This window comes from Enterobacter sp. SM3 (assembly GCF_009811935.2).
GTDB classification, from domain to species: Bacteria; Pseudomonadota; Gammaproteobacteria; order Enterobacterales; family Enterobacteriaceae; genus Enterobacter; species Enterobacter asburiae_D.
In genome coordinates, this window is sequence record NZ_CP099971.1 from 3,348,409 (window position 1) to 3,364,484 (window position 16,076).

Below are 16,076 nucleotides of genomic sequence, written 5' to 3' on the forward strand. Positions count from 1 at the left end.
TGCTGCATTATATCAACAGTCAGAAAGCACGTTTCATGACGTTATTTTTATTCTCTTAAACGTTCAGGATATTTAGATGTTCGCAGGTTTATGTAAATTACATTAAAGGTGTAACACCTTTTCTGCCATCTTTATCGCAGCGCTGTCAACGTAGCAGGAGATGTTCGACACATTCCAGCCAGAGATAACTCCAACAATAACAATCAATTAATTCGGAAAAACAGCGTCAGATATACAAAAAGCATGCTTCTGACCTCTGCTTTCCTGAAAGACATCTTAACCCAAATCCACTTTATTTATAAGTCTTATTGCAATATTGAGGATTAAAGAAGAATGTTAAGCTTCTAAACTAATTTTATTAGAATTAACTAAAGTTGCATTTTTTAGGTTAATAATAAATAAATTTTAATTTAGATTAAGACCATTCATTAATGGCACTTAACATTAATTTCACATGAGTAACTTTTAGCCACAGCATGCTATTACCAGAACATGTATCAAGCATTCAGGTTTAACGAAATGTCACTCAGGGTGATTGCCACCTTTGTCCTGCTTACCACTTATTTTTACCAGCACAATATACACAATTTTGACAAATGAATAGCACATTTAACCTAACACGACGCTGTGAGCACAACTTTACGCCAGCATAAAAGCACGCATACAGCGAAAAAGATTTATCAACATTTTGCTCCCGGCACAAAATCTTCTACTGCACACCCTTCAAAACGAAGCGAGGGGGGAGTACATTATTCCGTGCTGACTTCCACGGCAGGGAGTGGCAATAATAGCGAAAAGGTTAAAGGTTCATGTCCCCTATCGAAAAATCCAGCAAGCTAGATAACGTCTGTTATGACATCCGCGGCCCGGTTCTGAAAGAGGCAAAACGCCTTGAAGAAGAAGGCAACAAGGTTCTGAAACTCAACATTGGTAACCCTGCGCCGTTTGGTTTTGAAGCGCCGGATGAAATTCTGGTTGATGTGATCCGCAACCTTCCTACTGCACAAGGCTATTGTGATTCAAAAGGACTTTACTCCGCACGTAAAGCCATCATGCAGCACTACCAGGCACGCGGTATGCGTGATGTTACCGTTGAAGATATTTATATAGGCAACGGCGTCTCTGAACTGATTGTACAGGCGATGCAGGCGCTGCTGAACAGCGGGGACGAAATGCTGGTACCCGCGCCGGATTATCCGCTGTGGACGGCTGCCGTATCACTGTCGAGCGGTAAGGCGGTGCACTATCTGTGCGACGAGTCCTCTGACTGGTTCCCGGACCTCGATGATATTCGCGCAAAAATTACGCCCCGCACGCGCGGCATCGTGATCATCAATCCGAACAACCCAACGGGCGCGGTGTACTCAAAAGAGCTGCTGATGGAGATCGTCGAGCTCGCCCGCCAGCACAACCTGATCATCTTTGCCGACGAAATCTACGACAAGATCCTGTACGACGCGGCGCAGCACCACTCAATCGCTGCGCTGGCCCCGGATCTGCTGACCGTCACTTTTAACGGCCTGTCTAAAACCTACCGCGTGGCCGGTTTCCGCCAGGGCTGGATGGTACTGAACGGTCCGAAAAAGCACGCCAAAGGCTATATTGAAGGGCTGGAGATGCTGGCCTCCATGCGTTTATGTGCCAACGTTCCGGCGCAGCACGCGATCCAGACGGCGCTGGGTGGCTATCAGAGCATTAGCGAGTTCATCGTTCCCGGTGGTCGCCTGTACGAACAGCGCAACCGCGCTTGGGAACTGATCAACGATATTCCGGGCGTCTCCTGCGTGAAGCCGAATGGCGCGCTCTATATGTTCCCGAAAATTGACGCGAAGCGCTTCAATATTCATGACGACCAGAAAATGGTGCTCGATTTCCTGCTGCAGGAAAAAGTGCTGCTGGTTCAGGGTACGGCGTTTAACTGGCCGTGGCCGGATCACGTGCGTATCGTGACGCTGCCGCGCGAAGATGACCTCGAAATGGCCATCAGCCGCTTCGGGCGATTCCTGTCCGGTTATCATCAGTAACGCTAACTTTCTGCCGGGTGGCGCTGCGCTTACCCGGCCTACAACACCTTCAGATTTGCATCTTCCCTCCCCTCCCCGCACAATGAACGCCTGTCGCAGTGAAGACAAAAGGTAACCTATGAGTCAGAGTCATTTCTTTGCCCACCTCTCCCGCCTGAAACTCATCAACCGCTGGCCGCTGATGCGCAATGTCCGCACGGAAAATGTCTCAGAGCACAGTCTGCAGGTTGCGATGGTCGCTCACGCGCTGGCCGCCATTAAAAACCGCAAATTCAACGGTCAGGTCAATCCAGAGCGCATTGCTCTGCTGGCGATGTACCACGATGCGTCAGAAGTGCTGACCGGCGACCTGCCTACGCCGGTGAAATATTTCAACTCGCAGATTGCGCAGGAATACAAGGCCATCGAGAAGATTGCCCAGCAGAAGCTGATTGACATGGTGCCGGAAGAGTTGCGCGACATCTTTGAGCCGCTCATCGATGAGCATCAGTACACGGAAGATGAAAAGTCGCTGGTCAAACAGGCCGACGCGCTCTGCGCCTACCTGAAGTGTCTGGAAGAGCTGTCCGCGGGGAATAACGAATTTTTACTGGCGAAAACGCGTCTGGAAAAAACGCTGGATTCCCGCCGCAGCGAAGAGATGGATTACTTTATGCAGGTGTTTGTGCCGAGCTTCCATCTTTCGCTGGATGAGATTAGCCAGGATTCACCGTTGTAATTTTTAGTTTGTAGGCCGGGTAAGGGCGCAACCGCCCCCCGGCAAAATGCTCAGAACGGGAACAGGACCGGTATCAACACCACGCATACCAGCATCACCAGCACAGTGAACGGCACGCCCAGCTTCACGAAATCACTGAACCTGTAATTCCCGGGCCCCAGCACCAGCGTATTCACCGGTGAAGACACTGGCGTCATAAACGCCGCAGAGGCCGCCATTGCGACCATCATCGCAAAGGGATACGGTGACACGCCCATGGATTTGGCCATCGCCAGCGCAATCGGCGCCATCAGTACCGCCGTCGCGGTATTGGAGATAAACAGACCGATGGTGGCGCACATAATAAACAGACAGACCAGCATCATGTACGGCCCATACCCGCCGCCAACGTCCATTAAGCCTTTAACGATCAGATCCACCCCGCCGGTTTTTTGCAGCGCCAGGGCGAAGGGCATCATCCCGACAATGAGAATAATGCTCGGCCAGTGAATGGCTTTATACGCGCTTTCGGCGTCAATGCAGCGGAATTTGCCCATCAACAGGCAGGCGATGATTGCCGCGACCGGATTGGGTATTTCATCGGTCAGCATCAGCGCCACCATCAGCACCAGACAAAAAATCGCGTGGGGCGCCTGGCTGTGCGCCGGGGAGGCATCGCTCTCCTCGACAGGCATGTTGAGCACCACAAAATCACGCCCTTTTTGCCCGAGCTGGCTAATCAGCTTCCAGTTACCGACAACCAGGAAGATATCGCCCAGCAGGATCGGCTCATCCACCACCGCCCCTTCCATCGCCACGCCATCGCGCTTCAGCCCCACGACGTTCAGGCCATAGCGGGTTCGGAATCCCATTTCCCGCACGGTTTTACCCAACAGTTCCGATTCCGGGATCAGCGATACTTCGGCCATGCCGACATCCAGCGCCTGATCGGAGAAGTACTCCCCGCGCAGCACCATCGGTTCCAGCAGCTGTTCGCTGCAAAACTCGCGCAGATCCACGTCCGCGGTGGACATATCAATCAGCAGGACGTCCCGCGCGCGGAATTCCGACACTCCGTTGACGTTGACGATCACCCGGCGAAAACGACGCCAGCGCTCTACGCCGATCACGTTCGCGCCATAGCGCTCACGCAGCTTCAGGTCGTCAAGGCGCTGTCCCACCATCGGCGAACCGGGACGAATAGCCAGACGGCGCGCGCGCCCGGTAAGGCGGTACTCTTTAATCAGATCGCGGAAGGTGCGTCGCTTCCACCCTTCTTTATTTTTGTCCTGTTTTTCACCTTTCAGGGCAAACCGGGTCAGCAGCATGTAGACTACACCCAGCACCAGAATGACCAGCCCAAGCGGAGTGACGCTGAAAAAACTGAAGCCCTGGAATCCTTCCCGGATCAGCTCGCTGTTGACGACCAGGTTCGGTGGCGTTGCCACCAGCGTCATCATTCCGCTGATCAAACCGGCAAAACTCAGGGGCATCATCAGGCGCGACGGCGAGATCTGCATCCGCATGGAGACGCTCAGCACCACCGGAATAAAGATGGCGACCACGCCCGTTGAGCTCATAAACGCCCCCAGCCCGGCGACGGTCACCATCAGGTAGATCAGCATTTTGGTTTCGCTGCTGCCCGCCACCTTCACCAGCCACGATCCCATGATGGTTGCCACGCCGGTACGCACCAGCCCATCACCGATAATAAACAGGGCGGCAATCAGGATAACGTTGGGATCGCTAAATCCGGAGAAGGCTTCCGGCAGCGTAAGCGTACCGCTCAGCACAAACGCGACGATGACAAACAAGGCGACGGCGTCCATGCGTACCTTGCCCGTTGCAAAAAGAAGGATGGCGATTAAAAGCAGGCTCAGTACCCAAATCAGTTCACCGTTCACAACATGTCCTTGTCAGTGGGAGAGGAGAAATTGTGCCATAAAAAAGCCCCAGCAATGTGGGGCTATATCATGTGATTACATTTTTAGCGAGACGGTTACAACTCCGTCAGAGGCTTTAGATACAGCCAGTGCCGTCAGTGAATCCAGCACAAAGTCTGCCTCCTCCAGCCGGGGGGATCCCGCCGGAACGTTAACGGCGATAACGTGGCTTCCGGCGTTCAGCCCGGCCAGTACGCCAGCGGCCGCATCTTCCACCACCACGCACTCTGCGGGGGCGAGGCCCAGCAGTTCAGCGCCCAGTAAAAACGCGTCGGGCTCCGGTTTACCGCGCTTTACGCGCTCCGCAGTGATAAACACTTCCGGCTTCGGTAAACCTGCCGCCTTATGACGGGCGTGGGCGACGGGAATGGAGCCTGAGGTGACGATCGCCCACGGGATCTGCGCTTCGTTCAGATGCTCAAGCAGCTCGCGCGCGCCCGGTAAGGCGGTGATGCCGTCTGTATCCGTGGCTTCAATGTGTTCCAGGTATTTGAACTCCGCCTGAATTTCGTCCTCAGAGCGTCCGGCCAGGAAGTGCCGTAGCGAGGTGATGGCCTGTTTGCCATGGATAAAATTCAGCACGTCCTGATGGTCGATGCCATGTCGGTCAGCCCAATGGCACCATGAACGCTCGACAACCGGCAGCGAATCCACCAGCGTACCGTCCAGATCAAACAGAAAACCTCTACACTGCACACGCACCTCCGTCAGGCATTAATGATTTGTTGAATTTCGTTGCTGCTTAAATGGTACTGACGCGGACAGGCGTGCCACGCGCTTAGCATACGCTGATATTTCTCCCACATTGGGGTCTGCGCGTTGAAGCCGTGGGTGCCCGCGTCAAAGTGGGTATAGCGCCCTTCTGTATTCACCATAAAGCGAACATAGCTCAGATAACGCGCTTCCGTTGCGGCATCAAAGCCTAAGAAGGTCACGCGGCGCTCGTCAATGGACTGTTGATCTTTGAGATTCGTCCAGGACACGTGCAAGGCGTGATACATCTCCATAATGTCGATCACGATGCGACAGGTTTCTTCTTTCAGCTCGCCAAACTCGCGGTCCAGTTCGCGCATTTGCAAACCAAAACCGCGTTCGACGATGGTTTGCAGGCGGCTGTAGCGCGCAGCGTTATCGGGATCAAGCATAGTCATCATCTTGTACTGGTTAGACAAAATCAGACGTTGAGCATGGGTCATTTCCATCTTTCGACTCCTGTAGCGCATTGCACTTTAAAAAAAAGACACGGTAACTGATTGTTACTGTGCCTTCTTTTCGTCGTCGTTTCGATGATCAATCACAAGTCATCGAGGAATGTTTTATCCAGTTGCTTAAAAGCACGCTTTAACGTGTCCGCCAGCGCCTGGTAATCCGGCTTGCCTTCAACCGGGGCGAGCGCCTGTCCGGCCTCCTCCAGTTTTCCGCGCACTTCATAAAACCAGTGTAAAATAGAAGGGGGAAGCGGAGTGATGGACCGTTTACCTAACCACCACAGGCCCTGCATTGGCAGGCTTAACGCGAAAAGCGCCGTCGCGACCGCAGGACCCAACTGGCCGCCCAACGCAATCTGCCAGCACAGCGTAAAGACAGCGACAGGCGGCATAAAGCGAATCGCATAGCGCGTGGCGCGGATGGTGCGATTCTCAATGAACATCGGCGCAAGGCGCTTTTCCATCGGCCACGTCTTTGCGTAATGCTGTCCCCGACGAAACAGACTAAAGAAATTTACGGACGGGTTTTCTGGTGTCGACATGGCTGTACCTCAACTTCACATATAAAAATTAAAATTTTCGTGCAAAACCACAACAAGCTATGACAACGTTCAAAATATTTTGTCATCTCTACCCCGTATCGGGTATCCTGTGCCAGCCTGATAGGGCCATAGACGAGAATCATTAACTCGTCAAATTATTGCATATTATGCCATTGGCTGAAAATTGTGCAAAATGGCATAAAATCATAGTTATTTCTTCCATCATGCCACAATGTTCGTTTGGCATGATGTTAATCATAAATGTCTGAGTCATCATGCGTTACGCTGTTAGACTCACTGACGTTTTTTTAGCCACGTATCAATAATAGGTACTTCCATGTCGAGTAAGTTAGTACTGGTTCTGAACTGCGGTAGCTCCTCACTGAAATTCGCCATCATCGATGCGCTCAACGGTGACGAATACCTCTCTGGTTTGGCCGAATGTTTCCATCTGCCTGAAGCACGTATCAAGTGGAAGATGGACGGCAGCAAACAAGAAGCGGCTTTAGGTGCAGGCGCCGCTCACAGTGAAGCGCTGAACTTTATCGTTAACACTATTCTGGCACAAAAACCAGAACTGTCTGCTCAGCTGACTGCGATTGGTCACCGTATCGTCCACGGCGGCGAAAAATACACCAGCTCCGTCGTTATCGACGAATCTGTGATCCAGGGCATCAAGGACTCTGCGTCCTTCGCACCGCTGCACAACCCGGCTCACCTGATCGGTATCGCTGAAGCGCTGAAATCCTTCCCGAATCTGAAAGACAAAAACGTGGCCGTATTCGACACCGCGTTCCATCAGACCATGCCGGAAGAGTCTTACCTCTATGCCCTGCCATACAGCCTGTACAAAGAACACGGCGTACGTCGTTACGGCGCGCACGGCACCAGCCACTTCTATGTGACTCAGGAAGCAGCAAAAGTCCTGAACAAGCCGGTTGAAGAACTGAACATCATCACCTGCCACCTGGGCAATGGTGGTTCTGTTTCCGCTATCCGCAACGGTAAATGTGTTGATACTTCCATGGGTCTGACCCCGCTGGAAGGTCTGGTGATGGGTACCCGTTCCGGTGACATCGACCCGGCGATTATCTTCCACCTGCACGACACCCTGGGCATGAGCGTTGACCAGATCAACAAAATGCTGACCAAAGAGTCTGGCCTGCTGGGTCTGACCGAAGTCACCAGCGACTGCCGTTACGTTGAAGACAACTACGCAGAGAAAGAAGACGCTAAACGTGCAATGGACGTTTACTGCCACCGTCTGGCGAAGTACATCGGCTCTTACACTGCGCTGATGGAAGGCCGTCTGGACGCGGTTATCTTCACCGGTGGTATCGGTGAGAACGCGGCAATGGTTCGTGAACTGTCCCTGGGCAAACTGGGCGTTCTGGGCTTCGACGTTGATCACGAGCGTAACCTGGCTGCCCGCTTCGGCAAGTCTGGCTTCATCAACAAAGAAGGCACCCGCCCTGCTCTCGTTATCCCAACTAACGAAGAACTGGTCATTGCGCAAGACGCGCACCGCCTGACTGCCTGATTCCACACCGCCAGCAATGCTGGCGGTGCTGTTTTGTAACCCGCCCAATCGCGGCGGTAACGAAAGAGGATAAACCGTGTCCCGTACTATTATGCTGATCCCTACCGGAACCAGCGTCGGCCTGACCAGCGTCAGCCTTGGCGTTATCCGTGCTATGGAACGCAAAGGCGTTCGTCTGAGCGTCTTTAAGCCAATCGCCCAGCCACGTGCCGGTGGCGATGCGCCAGACCAGACCACCACTATCGTTCGCAAGAACTCCAATCTGCCAGCGGCTGAACCGCTGAAGATGAGCCACGTTGAATCTCTGCTGTCCAGCAACCAGAAAGACGTGCTGATGGAAGAGATCATCGCCAACTACCATGCTAACGCGCAAGACGCGGAAGTGGTACTGGTTGAAGGCCTGGTCCCGACTCGCAAACACCAGTTTGCCCAGTCTCTGAACTTTGAAATCGCGAAAACCCTGAACGCAGAGATCGTTTTCGTGATGTCTCAGGGCACCGACACCCCAGAGCAGCTGAACGAGCGTATCGAACTGACGCGCAGCAGCTTCGGCGGCGCGAAAAACACCAGCATCACTGGCGTGATCGTGAACAAACTGAACGCACCGGTGGATGAGCAGGGCCGTACTCGCCCTGACCTGTCCGAGATCTTCGACGACTCTTCCAAAGCAAAAGTTGTCAAAGTTGACCCGGCTAAGCTGCAGGAATCCAGCCCGCTGCCAGTACTGGGCGCGGTGCCATGGAGCTTCGATCTGATTGCCACCCGTGCAATCGATATGGCGCGTCACCTGAACGCTACCATCGTTAACGAAGGCGACATCAACACCCGCCGCGTGAAGTCCGTGACCTTCTGTGCGCGCAGCATTCCGCACATGCTGGAACACTTCCGCGCAGGTTCCCTGCTGGTGACCTCCGCAGACCGTCCTGACGTGCTGGTTGCAGCCTGCCTGGCCGCGATGAACGGCGTGGAAATCGGTGCGATCCTGCTGACCGGTGCCTACGAGATGGACCCACGCGTCAGCAAGCTGTGCGAACGCGCGTTCGCCACCGGCCTGCCGGTCTTCATGGTGAATACCAACACCTGGCAGACCTCCCTGAGCCTGCAGAGCTTCAACCTGGAAGTACCGGTTGATGACCACGAGCGTATCGAGAAAGTTCAGGAATACGTTGCGGGCTACATCAACGCAGACTGGATCGAATCCCTGACCGCGACATCCGAGCGCAGCCGCCGTCTGTCTCCTCCAGCATTCCGTTACCAGCTGACCGAACTGGCGCGTAAAGCGGGCAAACGCGTTGTTCTGCCAGAAGGCGACGAACCACGTACCGTTAAAGCGGCTGCTATCTGTGCAGAGCGCGGCATCGCGACCTGTGTGCTGCTGGGTAACCCGGATGAGATCACCCGCGTTGCGGCGTCTCAGGGCGTTGAGCTGGGCGCTGGCATCGAAATCGTTGACCCTGAAGTGGTTCGCGAAAGCTACGTTGCCCGTCTGGTTGAGCTGCGTAAGAGCAAGGGCATGACCGAAGCCGTTGCGCGCGAACAGCTGGAAGACAACGTGGTGCTGGGTACGCTGATGCTGGAGCAGGACGAAGTTGACGGTCTGGTTTCCGGTGCGGTTCACACCACGGCGAACACCATCCGTCCACCGCTGCAGCTGATCAAAACCGCGCCAGGCAGCTCTCTGGTTTCTTCCGTGTTCTTCATGCTGCTGCCTGAACAGGTTTACGTTTACGGCGACTGCGCGATCAACCCGGATCCAACCGCAGAGCAGCTGGCAGAAATCGCTATCCAGTCCGCAGACTCCGCGATTGCCTTCGGTATCGAACCGCGCGTCGCGATGCTCTCCTACTCCACCGGTACTTCTGGTGCAGGTAGCGACGTAGAGAAAGTGCGTGAAGCGACTCGTCTGGCGCAGGAAAAACGTCCTGACCTGATGATCGACGGCCCGCTGCAGTACGACGCCGCCGTTATGGCCGACGTTGCGAAATCCAAAGCGCCGAACTCTCCGGTTGCAGGTCGCGCTACCGTGTTCATCTTCCCGGATCTGAACACCGGTAACACCACCTACAAAGCGGTACAGCGTTCTGCAGACCTGATCTCCATCGGGCCAATGCTGCAGGGTATGCGCAAACCTGTGAACGACCTGTCCCGTGGCGCGCTGGTTGACGATATCGTCTACACCATCGCTCTGACCGCGATTCAGTCTTCGCAGCAGCAGTAATGTTAAAAAGCCCGGTGGCGCTAGCGCTTACCGGGCAACAAAAAGGCGACCACAAAGGGTCGCCTTTTTTATTTACAGCAGCTCCCTCACCGCCGACACAATGTCATGTGCCGTCAGGCCATACTCCTTCTGCAGGAAGTCTTGCGTCCCCACCTGGCCGTAACGTTCTTTCACCCCAACACGCCGCATCGGTACCGGACAGGTTTCCACCAGCACTTCCGCCACCGCCGACCCGAGGCCGTTGTGAATGCTGTGGTTTTCACAGGTGACGATGCGCCCGGTTTTCTCAGCGTAGTTTTTCACCAGCATCCGGTCGATGGGCTTCAGGGTAAACATGTCGATGACCGCCGCGCTTACCCCCTCCTGCTCCAGCTGGCGCGCCGCTTCCAGCGCTTCCGCCACCATGATGCCGTTGGCAATCAGGGTAATATCGGTTCCTTCGCGCAGCACGTTGCCTTTGCCAATGGTGAAGGTTGAGCCAGGCGCATACACGCTCGGCGCCTGCTTACGGATGGTTCGCACCCAGTAGAAGCCTTCGAGGTCGATAAGCTGGCGCAGCACGTCCTCGAACATCACCGCGTCGGTCACCTCCAGCACCACCGAGTGCGCCAGACCGCGAACAATGCCCATATCCTCAAACGACATATGCGTTCCGCCGTTGTGGCAGGCCGTCACGCCCGCATCCGAGGCAATCACCTTTACGTTGTTGCGCTGATAGTCCAGGGACATAAACAGCTGGTCAAAGCAGCGACGGCTGGCAAACGCGGTGAAGGTGTGAACAAACGGCTTACGCCCGGTAAGCGACAGACCCGCCGCGGTGCCGATGACGTTGGCCTCCATAATGCCGCAGTTAATCACGTGCTGCGGATAATCGCGCGCCACGCCGTCCATCGCCATCGAGCTCATCAGATCCGCTTCCAGGGCGATAATCTGGCTTCCTGCCTCAATCTGCTTTGCCACGAAGCCCGCGTAGACCTTACGCATCTCAACTGCGTCTTTCTCTCCTGCCGGTGCAACCTTAATCATGTGAAGCCTCCAGTTGGCGAATCGTCTCGTTGAGGGCCGCTTTGCTCTCCGCCGTCAATCGCAGGTGGTGCGAGTTGCTAAGCTGTTCCAGGTACGGTACCCCCTGCCCTTTAATGCTGTCGAGGATGACGACTAACGGACGCGCATCGGCAGCCGGGACCCGCGACGTTACCGCCAGCAGGCCCGGAATGTCGTCGCCCTTCACCGTCGCCACGTCAAAGCCAAAGGCGCGGAATTTCCCCTCCAGGTCGAACGCGCTGATGATCTCGTCCAGCTCGCCGTCGAGCTGCTGTTTGTTCCAGTCCACGAACACCGTCAGGTTGTTCAGACGATGATGCGCGATAAACTGGAACGCCTCCCAGCACTGCCCCTCGTTCAGCTCGCCGTCACCGACGATGCAGAAGACCCGATTCGGTCGCCCCGCCAGCCTGTGCGAGAGCGCCATACCGCCAGCAATGGAGATCCCCTGCCCCAGAGAACCGGTGGTGGCGTCCACGCCGCGCGTTTTCAGACGGTCCGGATGGCTTGGCAGGCGAGTGCCGTTCTGGTTCAGGGTGCTCAGCTCTTCCACCGGGAAGTAGCCTTTGATTGCCAGCGTGCTGTAGAGCGCCGGGCCCGCATGACCTTTCGACAGGACAAAATAGTCTCGCTCCGGCCAGTCCGGATCCGCCGGGTCGATTTTCATCACCGCGCCGTACAGCACGGCCAGGGTTTCCACCACCGACATGCTGCCGCCGTAGTGCCCAAAGCCCAGCTGCGTCAGGGATTTCAGCGTCTCAAGACGGATCTGACGCGCGAGTTCGGTTATCTCTTTCTCATTCATGATTTGGCTCCGGTGTTTTCCTGCGCGTTACCGCCCGCAGGTTTATTTTTCGCGAAGACGTTGTATGCCACCAGCAGCGCGAACAACGCCACAACCAGTCCGGTGATGGCAAGCGGCGACAGGAAGCGCGCCAGGTTGCCGAGGACAATCCCGACCGCGCCGAAGTCGGCGTCCGAGAAGGTGGTGTTGGCAAAGCCAATGGCGCCCAGCACCGGCAGCAGCAGGACCGGCAGGAAGGTGATCAGCAGGCCGTTAGCAAAGGCGCCGATCATTGCCCCGCGGCGTCCACCGGTGGCATTACCGAACACGCCCGCCGTTGCGCCGGTGAAGAAGTGCGGCACCACGCCCGGCAGGATGAGCACCCAGCTGAACTGACCGCAGATGAACAACCCCACAATCCCGCCGAGGAAGCTGAACAGGAAGCCAATCAGCACCGCGTTGGGCGCATACGGATACACCACCGGGCAGTCCAGAGCAGGACGCGCGTTAGGGACCAGTTTTTCGGAGAAGCCGGTAAAGGCCGGAACGATCTCAGCCAGAATCAGGCGCACGCCCTGCAGGATGATGAACACGCCCGCCGCAAAGGTGATCGCCATGATGATGGCGTAGACCAGGTAGTTCTGGCCGCCGCTGAAGGTGGCCTCCACGTACTCACGCCCGGCGCTCACCGCGAGGATGAGGTAGATAATCATCATGGTCAGGGAGATGGAGATCGAACTGTCGCGCAGGAAGCTCAGGTTCTTCGGCAGGTTCATCTCTTCCGTTGAGCGGGAGCCCTTGCCAACCTTACTGCCAATCCAGCCGGACAGCACGTAGCCCAGCGTGCCGAAGTGGCCGAAGGCAATTTCGTCGTTGCCGGTAATGCGCTTCATGTAGCGCTGGGCAATCGCCGGGAAGAAGGCCATGATCAGGCCGAGGATCAGCGAGCCGGTAAACACCAGACCCACGCCCTCAAAGCCCGCGACCGTCAGGATCACGCCAATCATGCACGCCATATAAAACGTGTGGTGTCCGGTCAGGAAGATGTACTTCAGGCGAGTAAAGCGCGCGACGATAATATTCGCCACCATGCCGAAGGCCATAATCAGCGCGGTCGCTGCCCCGTATTTTTCCAGCGCGATTGACACAATCGCTTCATTGTTTGGAATAATGCCCTGGATCGTAAAGGCATGCTCAAACATACCGCCCAAAGGATTTAACGACCCCACCAGCACAGTGGCGCCGCCGCCCAGCACAATAAAGCCGAGAATGGTTTTAATCGTTCCTTTCACCACGTCCGAAAAGGCTTTTTTCTGCGCAACCAGACCAATTAGCGCAATTAAACCGACCAGCACCGAAGGCACTTTTAAAATATCAACAACGAAATTCAGCGTTTCAAGGATAAACATATCCACCTCGCCTTATCAGGGTTAAAGTCTTTCGAACCAGGCGCGCAGCTGCGCTTCAAGTTCGTTGATGTCGATGATGTTGTTAATCACCACCAGCTGGCTTTCCGGCACGCTGGCGCTGGCCGCAATGTCTTTTGCCATCACGAATAGATCGGCTGCGCCGGGCGTAGCCGAGGAGAGATCGGAATGTTCAACCTCAGCCTCAATCTCCAGCTTTTTAAGCACCTTTTTAATATTCATTTCAACCATAAAACTGCTGCCCAGGCCGGAGCCGCAAATAGCCATGATTTTCATTGTTGTCCCCTTATTTTGAGTAGAGCACGCCCCATCACGCTGGCGCGTAATGTTGTGAATAATCGGATTAAAGAATTAAATCAGAAGCGGTCAATAATCGTTTTAATTTCCTCCAGGGTATTCGCCTGATGCAGTTCCGCCATATCTGCATCGCTGGAAAATAATTCAGCCAGCGAAGAGATCATCTCAATATGGCTATTTTTGTCGGGTGCCGCGAGCATAATAATGACGTCGACAGGGTCAAACTCACCGGCACCAAACGAGACGCCCTGTTTTAGTTTTAATAAAGACAACCCCAGTCCTTTGGCGCCTTCCTCCGGCCGCGCATGCGGCATCGCCAGCCCCGGTGCCAGCACATAATAAGGTCCTAACGTGTGGTGCTGCTGGATGATGGCCGTGACGTATTCAGGCTCAATCACCTGCAAATCCATAAGCGGCTTCGCGCACAGCTCCAGCGCCTGCGGCCAGTTATCCACGCTATCCTGCAGCGTGATGGTTGTATCATATATCCATTTTTTGAGCACTTTTCACTCCCGCTACACGCTAAAGATGAGCAAACTTTATTCAACCCATCGCTGAATGACTGCGATCGCGATCACAAAGATAGCGCTACCAACGGTTAACATGCAGAAATGTGATAGCGCTATCAAATTGCAATCACGGTGCTAAATCACAGCAAAAAAAGGGATTTAAGGCGTATACTGCCTGTCACGTGAAGCGAAGGAAATGAAGAACGCGTCTGGTCAGCAGGAAGGTGTATGTCTCTAACCCGAAAACGGCGCAGTACTGGTAAAGTGACACTCGCCGATGTCGCACAGCTTGCCGGTGTGGGCACGATGACCGTGTCCCGTGCACTCCGCACGCCCGAACAGGTTTCCGATAAACTACGAGAAAAAATTGAAGCTGCCGTGCAGGAGCTGGGCTATATGCCTAATCTTGCCGCCAGCGCGCTGGCCTCGGCGTCGTCATGGACGATAGCCATGGTGGTGCCTAATCTCTCCGAGGCCGGCTGCTCGGAGATGTTCGCCGGGCTACAGCAGGTGCTACAGCCTGCCGGGTATCAGATTATGCTGGCTGAATCCCAGCATCGTCTTGAGCAGGAGGAGAAGTTGCTGGAGACGCTGCTGGCGTCGAATATTGCCGCCGCTATCCTGCTCAGCGTTGAACATACCGACACCGTTCGCCACTGGCTGAAAAACGCCTCTATTCCGGTGATGGAGATGGGCGCCATGCGCGCCGACCCGATTGATATGAATATCGGGATTGATAACGTAGCGGCCATGTATGAACTCACGGAAATGGTGATTAAGCGCGGCTACCAAAATATAGGCCTGCTGTGCGCCAACCAGGAGCAGTGGATTTTCCAGCAGCATCTGCAGGGCTGGTACAAAGCCATGCTTCGCCACCATATGTCGCCGACCCGGGTCATTAACGCGGCGATGCCGCCGAGCTTCTCCACGGGTGCCGCGCAGTTGCCTGAGTTTTTGCTGGCATGGCCAGAGCTGGATGCGCTAGTGTGCGTCTCTGACGAGCTGGCCTGCGGCGCGCTGTACGAGTGCCAGCGCAGGCGAATCAAGGTGCCGGACGATCTGGCGGTGGTAGGCTTTGGCGATAGCGACGTGAGCCGCGTCTGTCAGCCGCCGCTGACGACGATGGCGGTGCCGCATCGTAAGATTGGAATTGAAGCCGGGAAAGCGCTGCTGGAGCGTCTGAATGACGGTGACTGGCGCGATCAAAAGCCCATCGCGTCCAGTCTGTGTCTGAGAGAGAGTTGCTGAATCTTACTCAGCCTCTTCCTCTTTTTCTGATTTGGTCGATTCGTTTTTGGCGTTGCGGGTCATCCACAGCGCCAGCGCTTTTAACGAATCCGGCGTAAACTCGTCGCAGCGCGCGGTGATCTCTTCCGGCGTCATCCAGCTGACTTCGCTCACCTCTTCTTCCTGCAGGGCAAACGGGCCGTGAGAAACGCAGCTAAACAGCCCGCCCCAGACGCGGCAGTTTTCGTCTTCGAAATAGAACTGACCGTGCTCGGCAAACGGCACGCCGGCAATACCTAACTCTTCTTCCGCTTCACGACGCGCGGAATCCAGCAGCACTTCATCTGCCTGGACAACCCCACCTGCAGTGGCATCCAGCATACCCGGGAGAAAATCTTTGGTATCCGTACGGCGCTGGACCAGAATTTTGCCCATCCCGTCATGCACAACGATGTACGTTGCGCGGTGGCGAAGACGCTCCGCACGCATTTGTTCGCGGCTGGCCTGCGCGATCACTTCATTCTCTTCGCTGACAATGTCAACCCACTCTGTACTTGCCAAATGACTCTGCTCCACCATCGGGAAACCTTCTCTTCTAAGCGCTCTTTCGGCGCGT

At 55.2% G+C, this 16,076-nt stretch carries 15 protein-coding genes; 5 read left to right on the forward strand and 10 right to left on the reverse strand.

All coding sequences use genetic code 11. The annotated features are described in order from the left end of the window. Nucleotides 1-809 precede the first annotated feature (809 nt). Nucleotides 810-2,024, forward strand: coding sequence for an alanine transaminase AlaA (gene alaA / locus GVO84_RS15640; RefSeq protein WP_008500204.1), 1,215 nt, complete (start codon nucleotides 810-812; stop codon nucleotides 2,022-2,024). Nucleotides 2,025-2,142: 118 nt separating this feature from the next. After that, on the forward strand, nucleotides 2,143-2,742 hold the full coding sequence (gene yfbR / locus GVO84_RS15645) for a 5'-deoxynucleotidase (RefSeq protein ID WP_159514616.1): 600 nt from the start codon (nucleotides 2,143-2,145) through the stop codon (nucleotides 2,740-2,742). Between the two features lie 50 nt (nucleotides 2,743-2,792). Here yfbR and GVO84_RS15650 read toward each other — a convergent pair whose 3' ends face one another. The 4 genes from GVO84_RS15650 to yfbV form a co-directional block, all read right to left on the reverse strand. Continuing rightward, nucleotides 2,793-4,625, reverse strand: coding sequence for an SLC13 family permease (locus GVO84_RS15650; protein WP_063145417.1), 1,833 nt, complete (start codon nucleotides 4,623-4,625; stop codon nucleotides 2,793-2,795). Nucleotides 4,626-4,700: 75 nt separating this feature from the next. Further along, a complete protein-coding gene (locus GVO84_RS15655) occupies nucleotides 4,701-5,360 on the reverse strand; it encodes a sugar phosphatase (RefSeq protein WP_045402709.1) in 660 nt (219 codons plus the stop codon). 11 nt (nucleotides 5,361-5,371) lie between these two features. Next, nucleotides 5,372-5,866 (reverse strand): YfbU family protein, encoded by a 495-nt coding sequence (locus tag GVO84_RS15660; RefSeq protein WP_023312542.1) that lies wholly within the window; start codon nucleotides 5,864-5,866, stop codon nucleotides 5,372-5,374. Between the two features lie 92 nt (nucleotides 5,867-5,958). Then, nucleotides 5,959-6,414, reverse strand: coding sequence for a terminus macrodomain insulation protein YfbV (gene yfbV / locus GVO84_RS15665; RefSeq protein ID WP_023312543.1), 456 nt, complete (start codon nucleotides 6,412-6,414; stop codon nucleotides 5,959-5,961). Nucleotides 6,415-6,751: 337 nt separating this feature from the next. Between yfbV and ackA the strand changes: the two genes are divergently transcribed. Beyond that, on the forward strand, nucleotides 6,752-7,954 hold the full coding sequence (gene ackA / locus GVO84_RS15670) for an acetate kinase (protein ID WP_023312544.1): 1,203 nt from the start codon (nucleotides 6,752-6,754) through the stop codon (nucleotides 7,952-7,954). A 76-nt stretch (nucleotides 7,955-8,030) separates the two neighbouring features. Beyond that, a complete protein-coding gene (gene pta, locus GVO84_RS15675; RefSeq protein ID WP_121931907.1) occupies nucleotides 8,031-10,172 on the forward strand; it encodes a phosphate acetyltransferase in 2,142 nt (713 codons plus the stop codon). Nucleotides 10,173-10,244: 72 nt separating this feature from the next. Here the strand turns inward: pta and GVO84_RS15680 are convergent, their stop codons facing one another. The 5 genes from GVO84_RS15680 to GVO84_RS15700 form a co-directional block, all read right to left on the reverse strand. Further along, a complete protein-coding gene (locus GVO84_RS15680) occupies nucleotides 10,245-11,198 on the reverse strand; it encodes a transketolase family protein (protein WP_159514617.1) in 954 nt (317 codons plus the stop codon). Further along, nucleotides 11,191-12,021: a transketolase gene (locus GVO84_RS15685; protein WP_045354309.1), complete on the reverse strand. Its 831-nt coding sequence runs from the start codon at nucleotides 12,019-12,021 to the stop codon at nucleotides 11,191-11,193. The genes GVO84_RS15680 and GVO84_RS15685 overlap by 8 nt, the downstream gene beginning before the upstream one ends. Beyond that, complete coding sequence (locus GVO84_RS15690; RefSeq protein WP_023336412.1) at nucleotides 12,018-13,409, reverse strand: PTS ascorbate transporter subunit IIC; 1,392 nt, start codon at nucleotides 13,407-13,409, stop codon at nucleotides 12,018-12,020. Before GVO84_RS15690 ends, GVO84_RS15685 begins: the two co-directional genes overlap by 4 nt. A 21-nt stretch (nucleotides 13,410-13,430) precedes the next feature. Continuing rightward, entirely contained in the window at nucleotides 13,431-13,703 is a 273-nt protein-coding gene (locus GVO84_RS15695; protein WP_121425262.1) for a PTS sugar transporter subunit IIB, read from the reverse strand. A gap of 80 nt (nucleotides 13,704-13,783) precedes the next feature. Continuing rightward, entirely contained in the window at nucleotides 13,784-14,227 is a 444-nt protein-coding gene (locus GVO84_RS15700; protein ID WP_159514618.1) for a PTS sugar transporter subunit IIA, read from the reverse strand. Between the two features lie 234 nt (nucleotides 14,228-14,461). Between GVO84_RS15700 and GVO84_RS15705 the strand changes: the two genes are divergently transcribed. Continuing rightward, nucleotides 14,462-15,481 (forward strand): LacI family DNA-binding transcriptional regulator, encoded by a 1,020-nt coding sequence (locus GVO84_RS15705; RefSeq protein ID WP_023312550.1) that lies wholly within the window; start codon nucleotides 14,462-14,464, stop codon nucleotides 15,479-15,481. A 3-nt stretch (nucleotides 15,482-15,484) separates the two neighbouring features. Here GVO84_RS15705 and yfcD read toward each other — a convergent pair whose 3' ends face one another. Next, a complete protein-coding gene (gene yfcD, locus GVO84_RS15710) occupies nucleotides 15,485-16,039 on the reverse strand; it encodes an NUDIX hydrolase YfcD (protein WP_023312551.1) in 555 nt (184 codons plus the stop codon). Nucleotides 16,040-16,076 lie beyond the last annotated feature (37 nt).

Excerpts from the sequence above, each read along its gene's own strand:
- alaA (WP_008500204.1), top strand. The coding sequence starts at position 810 with ATGTCCCCTATCGAAAAATCCAGCAAGCTAGATAACGTCTGTTATGAC.
- yfbR (WP_159514616.1), top strand. The coding sequence starts at position 2,143 with ATGAGTCAGAGTCATTTCTTTGCCCACCTCTCCCGCCTGAAACTCATC.
- GVO84_RS15660 (WP_023312542.1), bottom strand. The coding sequence starts at position 5,866 with ATGGAAATGACCCATGCTCAACGTCTGATTTTGTCTAACCAGTACAAG.
- yfbV (WP_023312543.1), bottom strand. The coding sequence starts at position 6,414 with ATGTCGACACCAGAAAACCCGTCCGTAAATTTCTTTAGTCTGTTTCGT.
- ackA (WP_023312544.1), top strand. The coding sequence starts at position 6,752 with ATGTCGAGTAAGTTAGTACTGGTTCTGAACTGCGGTAGCTCCTCACTG.
- GVO84_RS15680 (WP_159514617.1), bottom strand. The coding sequence starts at position 11,198 with ATGATTAAGGTTGCACCGGCAGGAGAGAAAGACGCAGTTGAGATGCGT.
- GVO84_RS15685 (WP_045354309.1), bottom strand. The coding sequence starts at position 12,021 with ATGAATGAGAAAGAGATAACCGAACTCGCGCGTCAGATCCGTCTTGAG.
- GVO84_RS15690 (WP_023336412.1), bottom strand. The coding sequence starts at position 13,409 with ATGTTTATCCTTGAAACGCTGAATTTCGTTGTTGATATTTTAAAAGTG.
- GVO84_RS15695 (WP_121425262.1), bottom strand. The coding sequence starts at position 13,703 with ATGAAAATCATGGCTATTTGCGGCTCCGGCCTGGGCAGCAGTTTTATG.
- GVO84_RS15705 (WP_023312550.1), top strand. The coding sequence starts at position 14,462 with ATGTCTCTAACCCGAAAACGGCGCAGTACTGGTAAAGTGACACTCGCC.
- yfcD (WP_023312551.1), bottom strand. The coding sequence starts at position 16,039 with ATGGTGGAGCAGAGTCATTTGGCAAGTACAGAGTGGGTTGACATTGTC.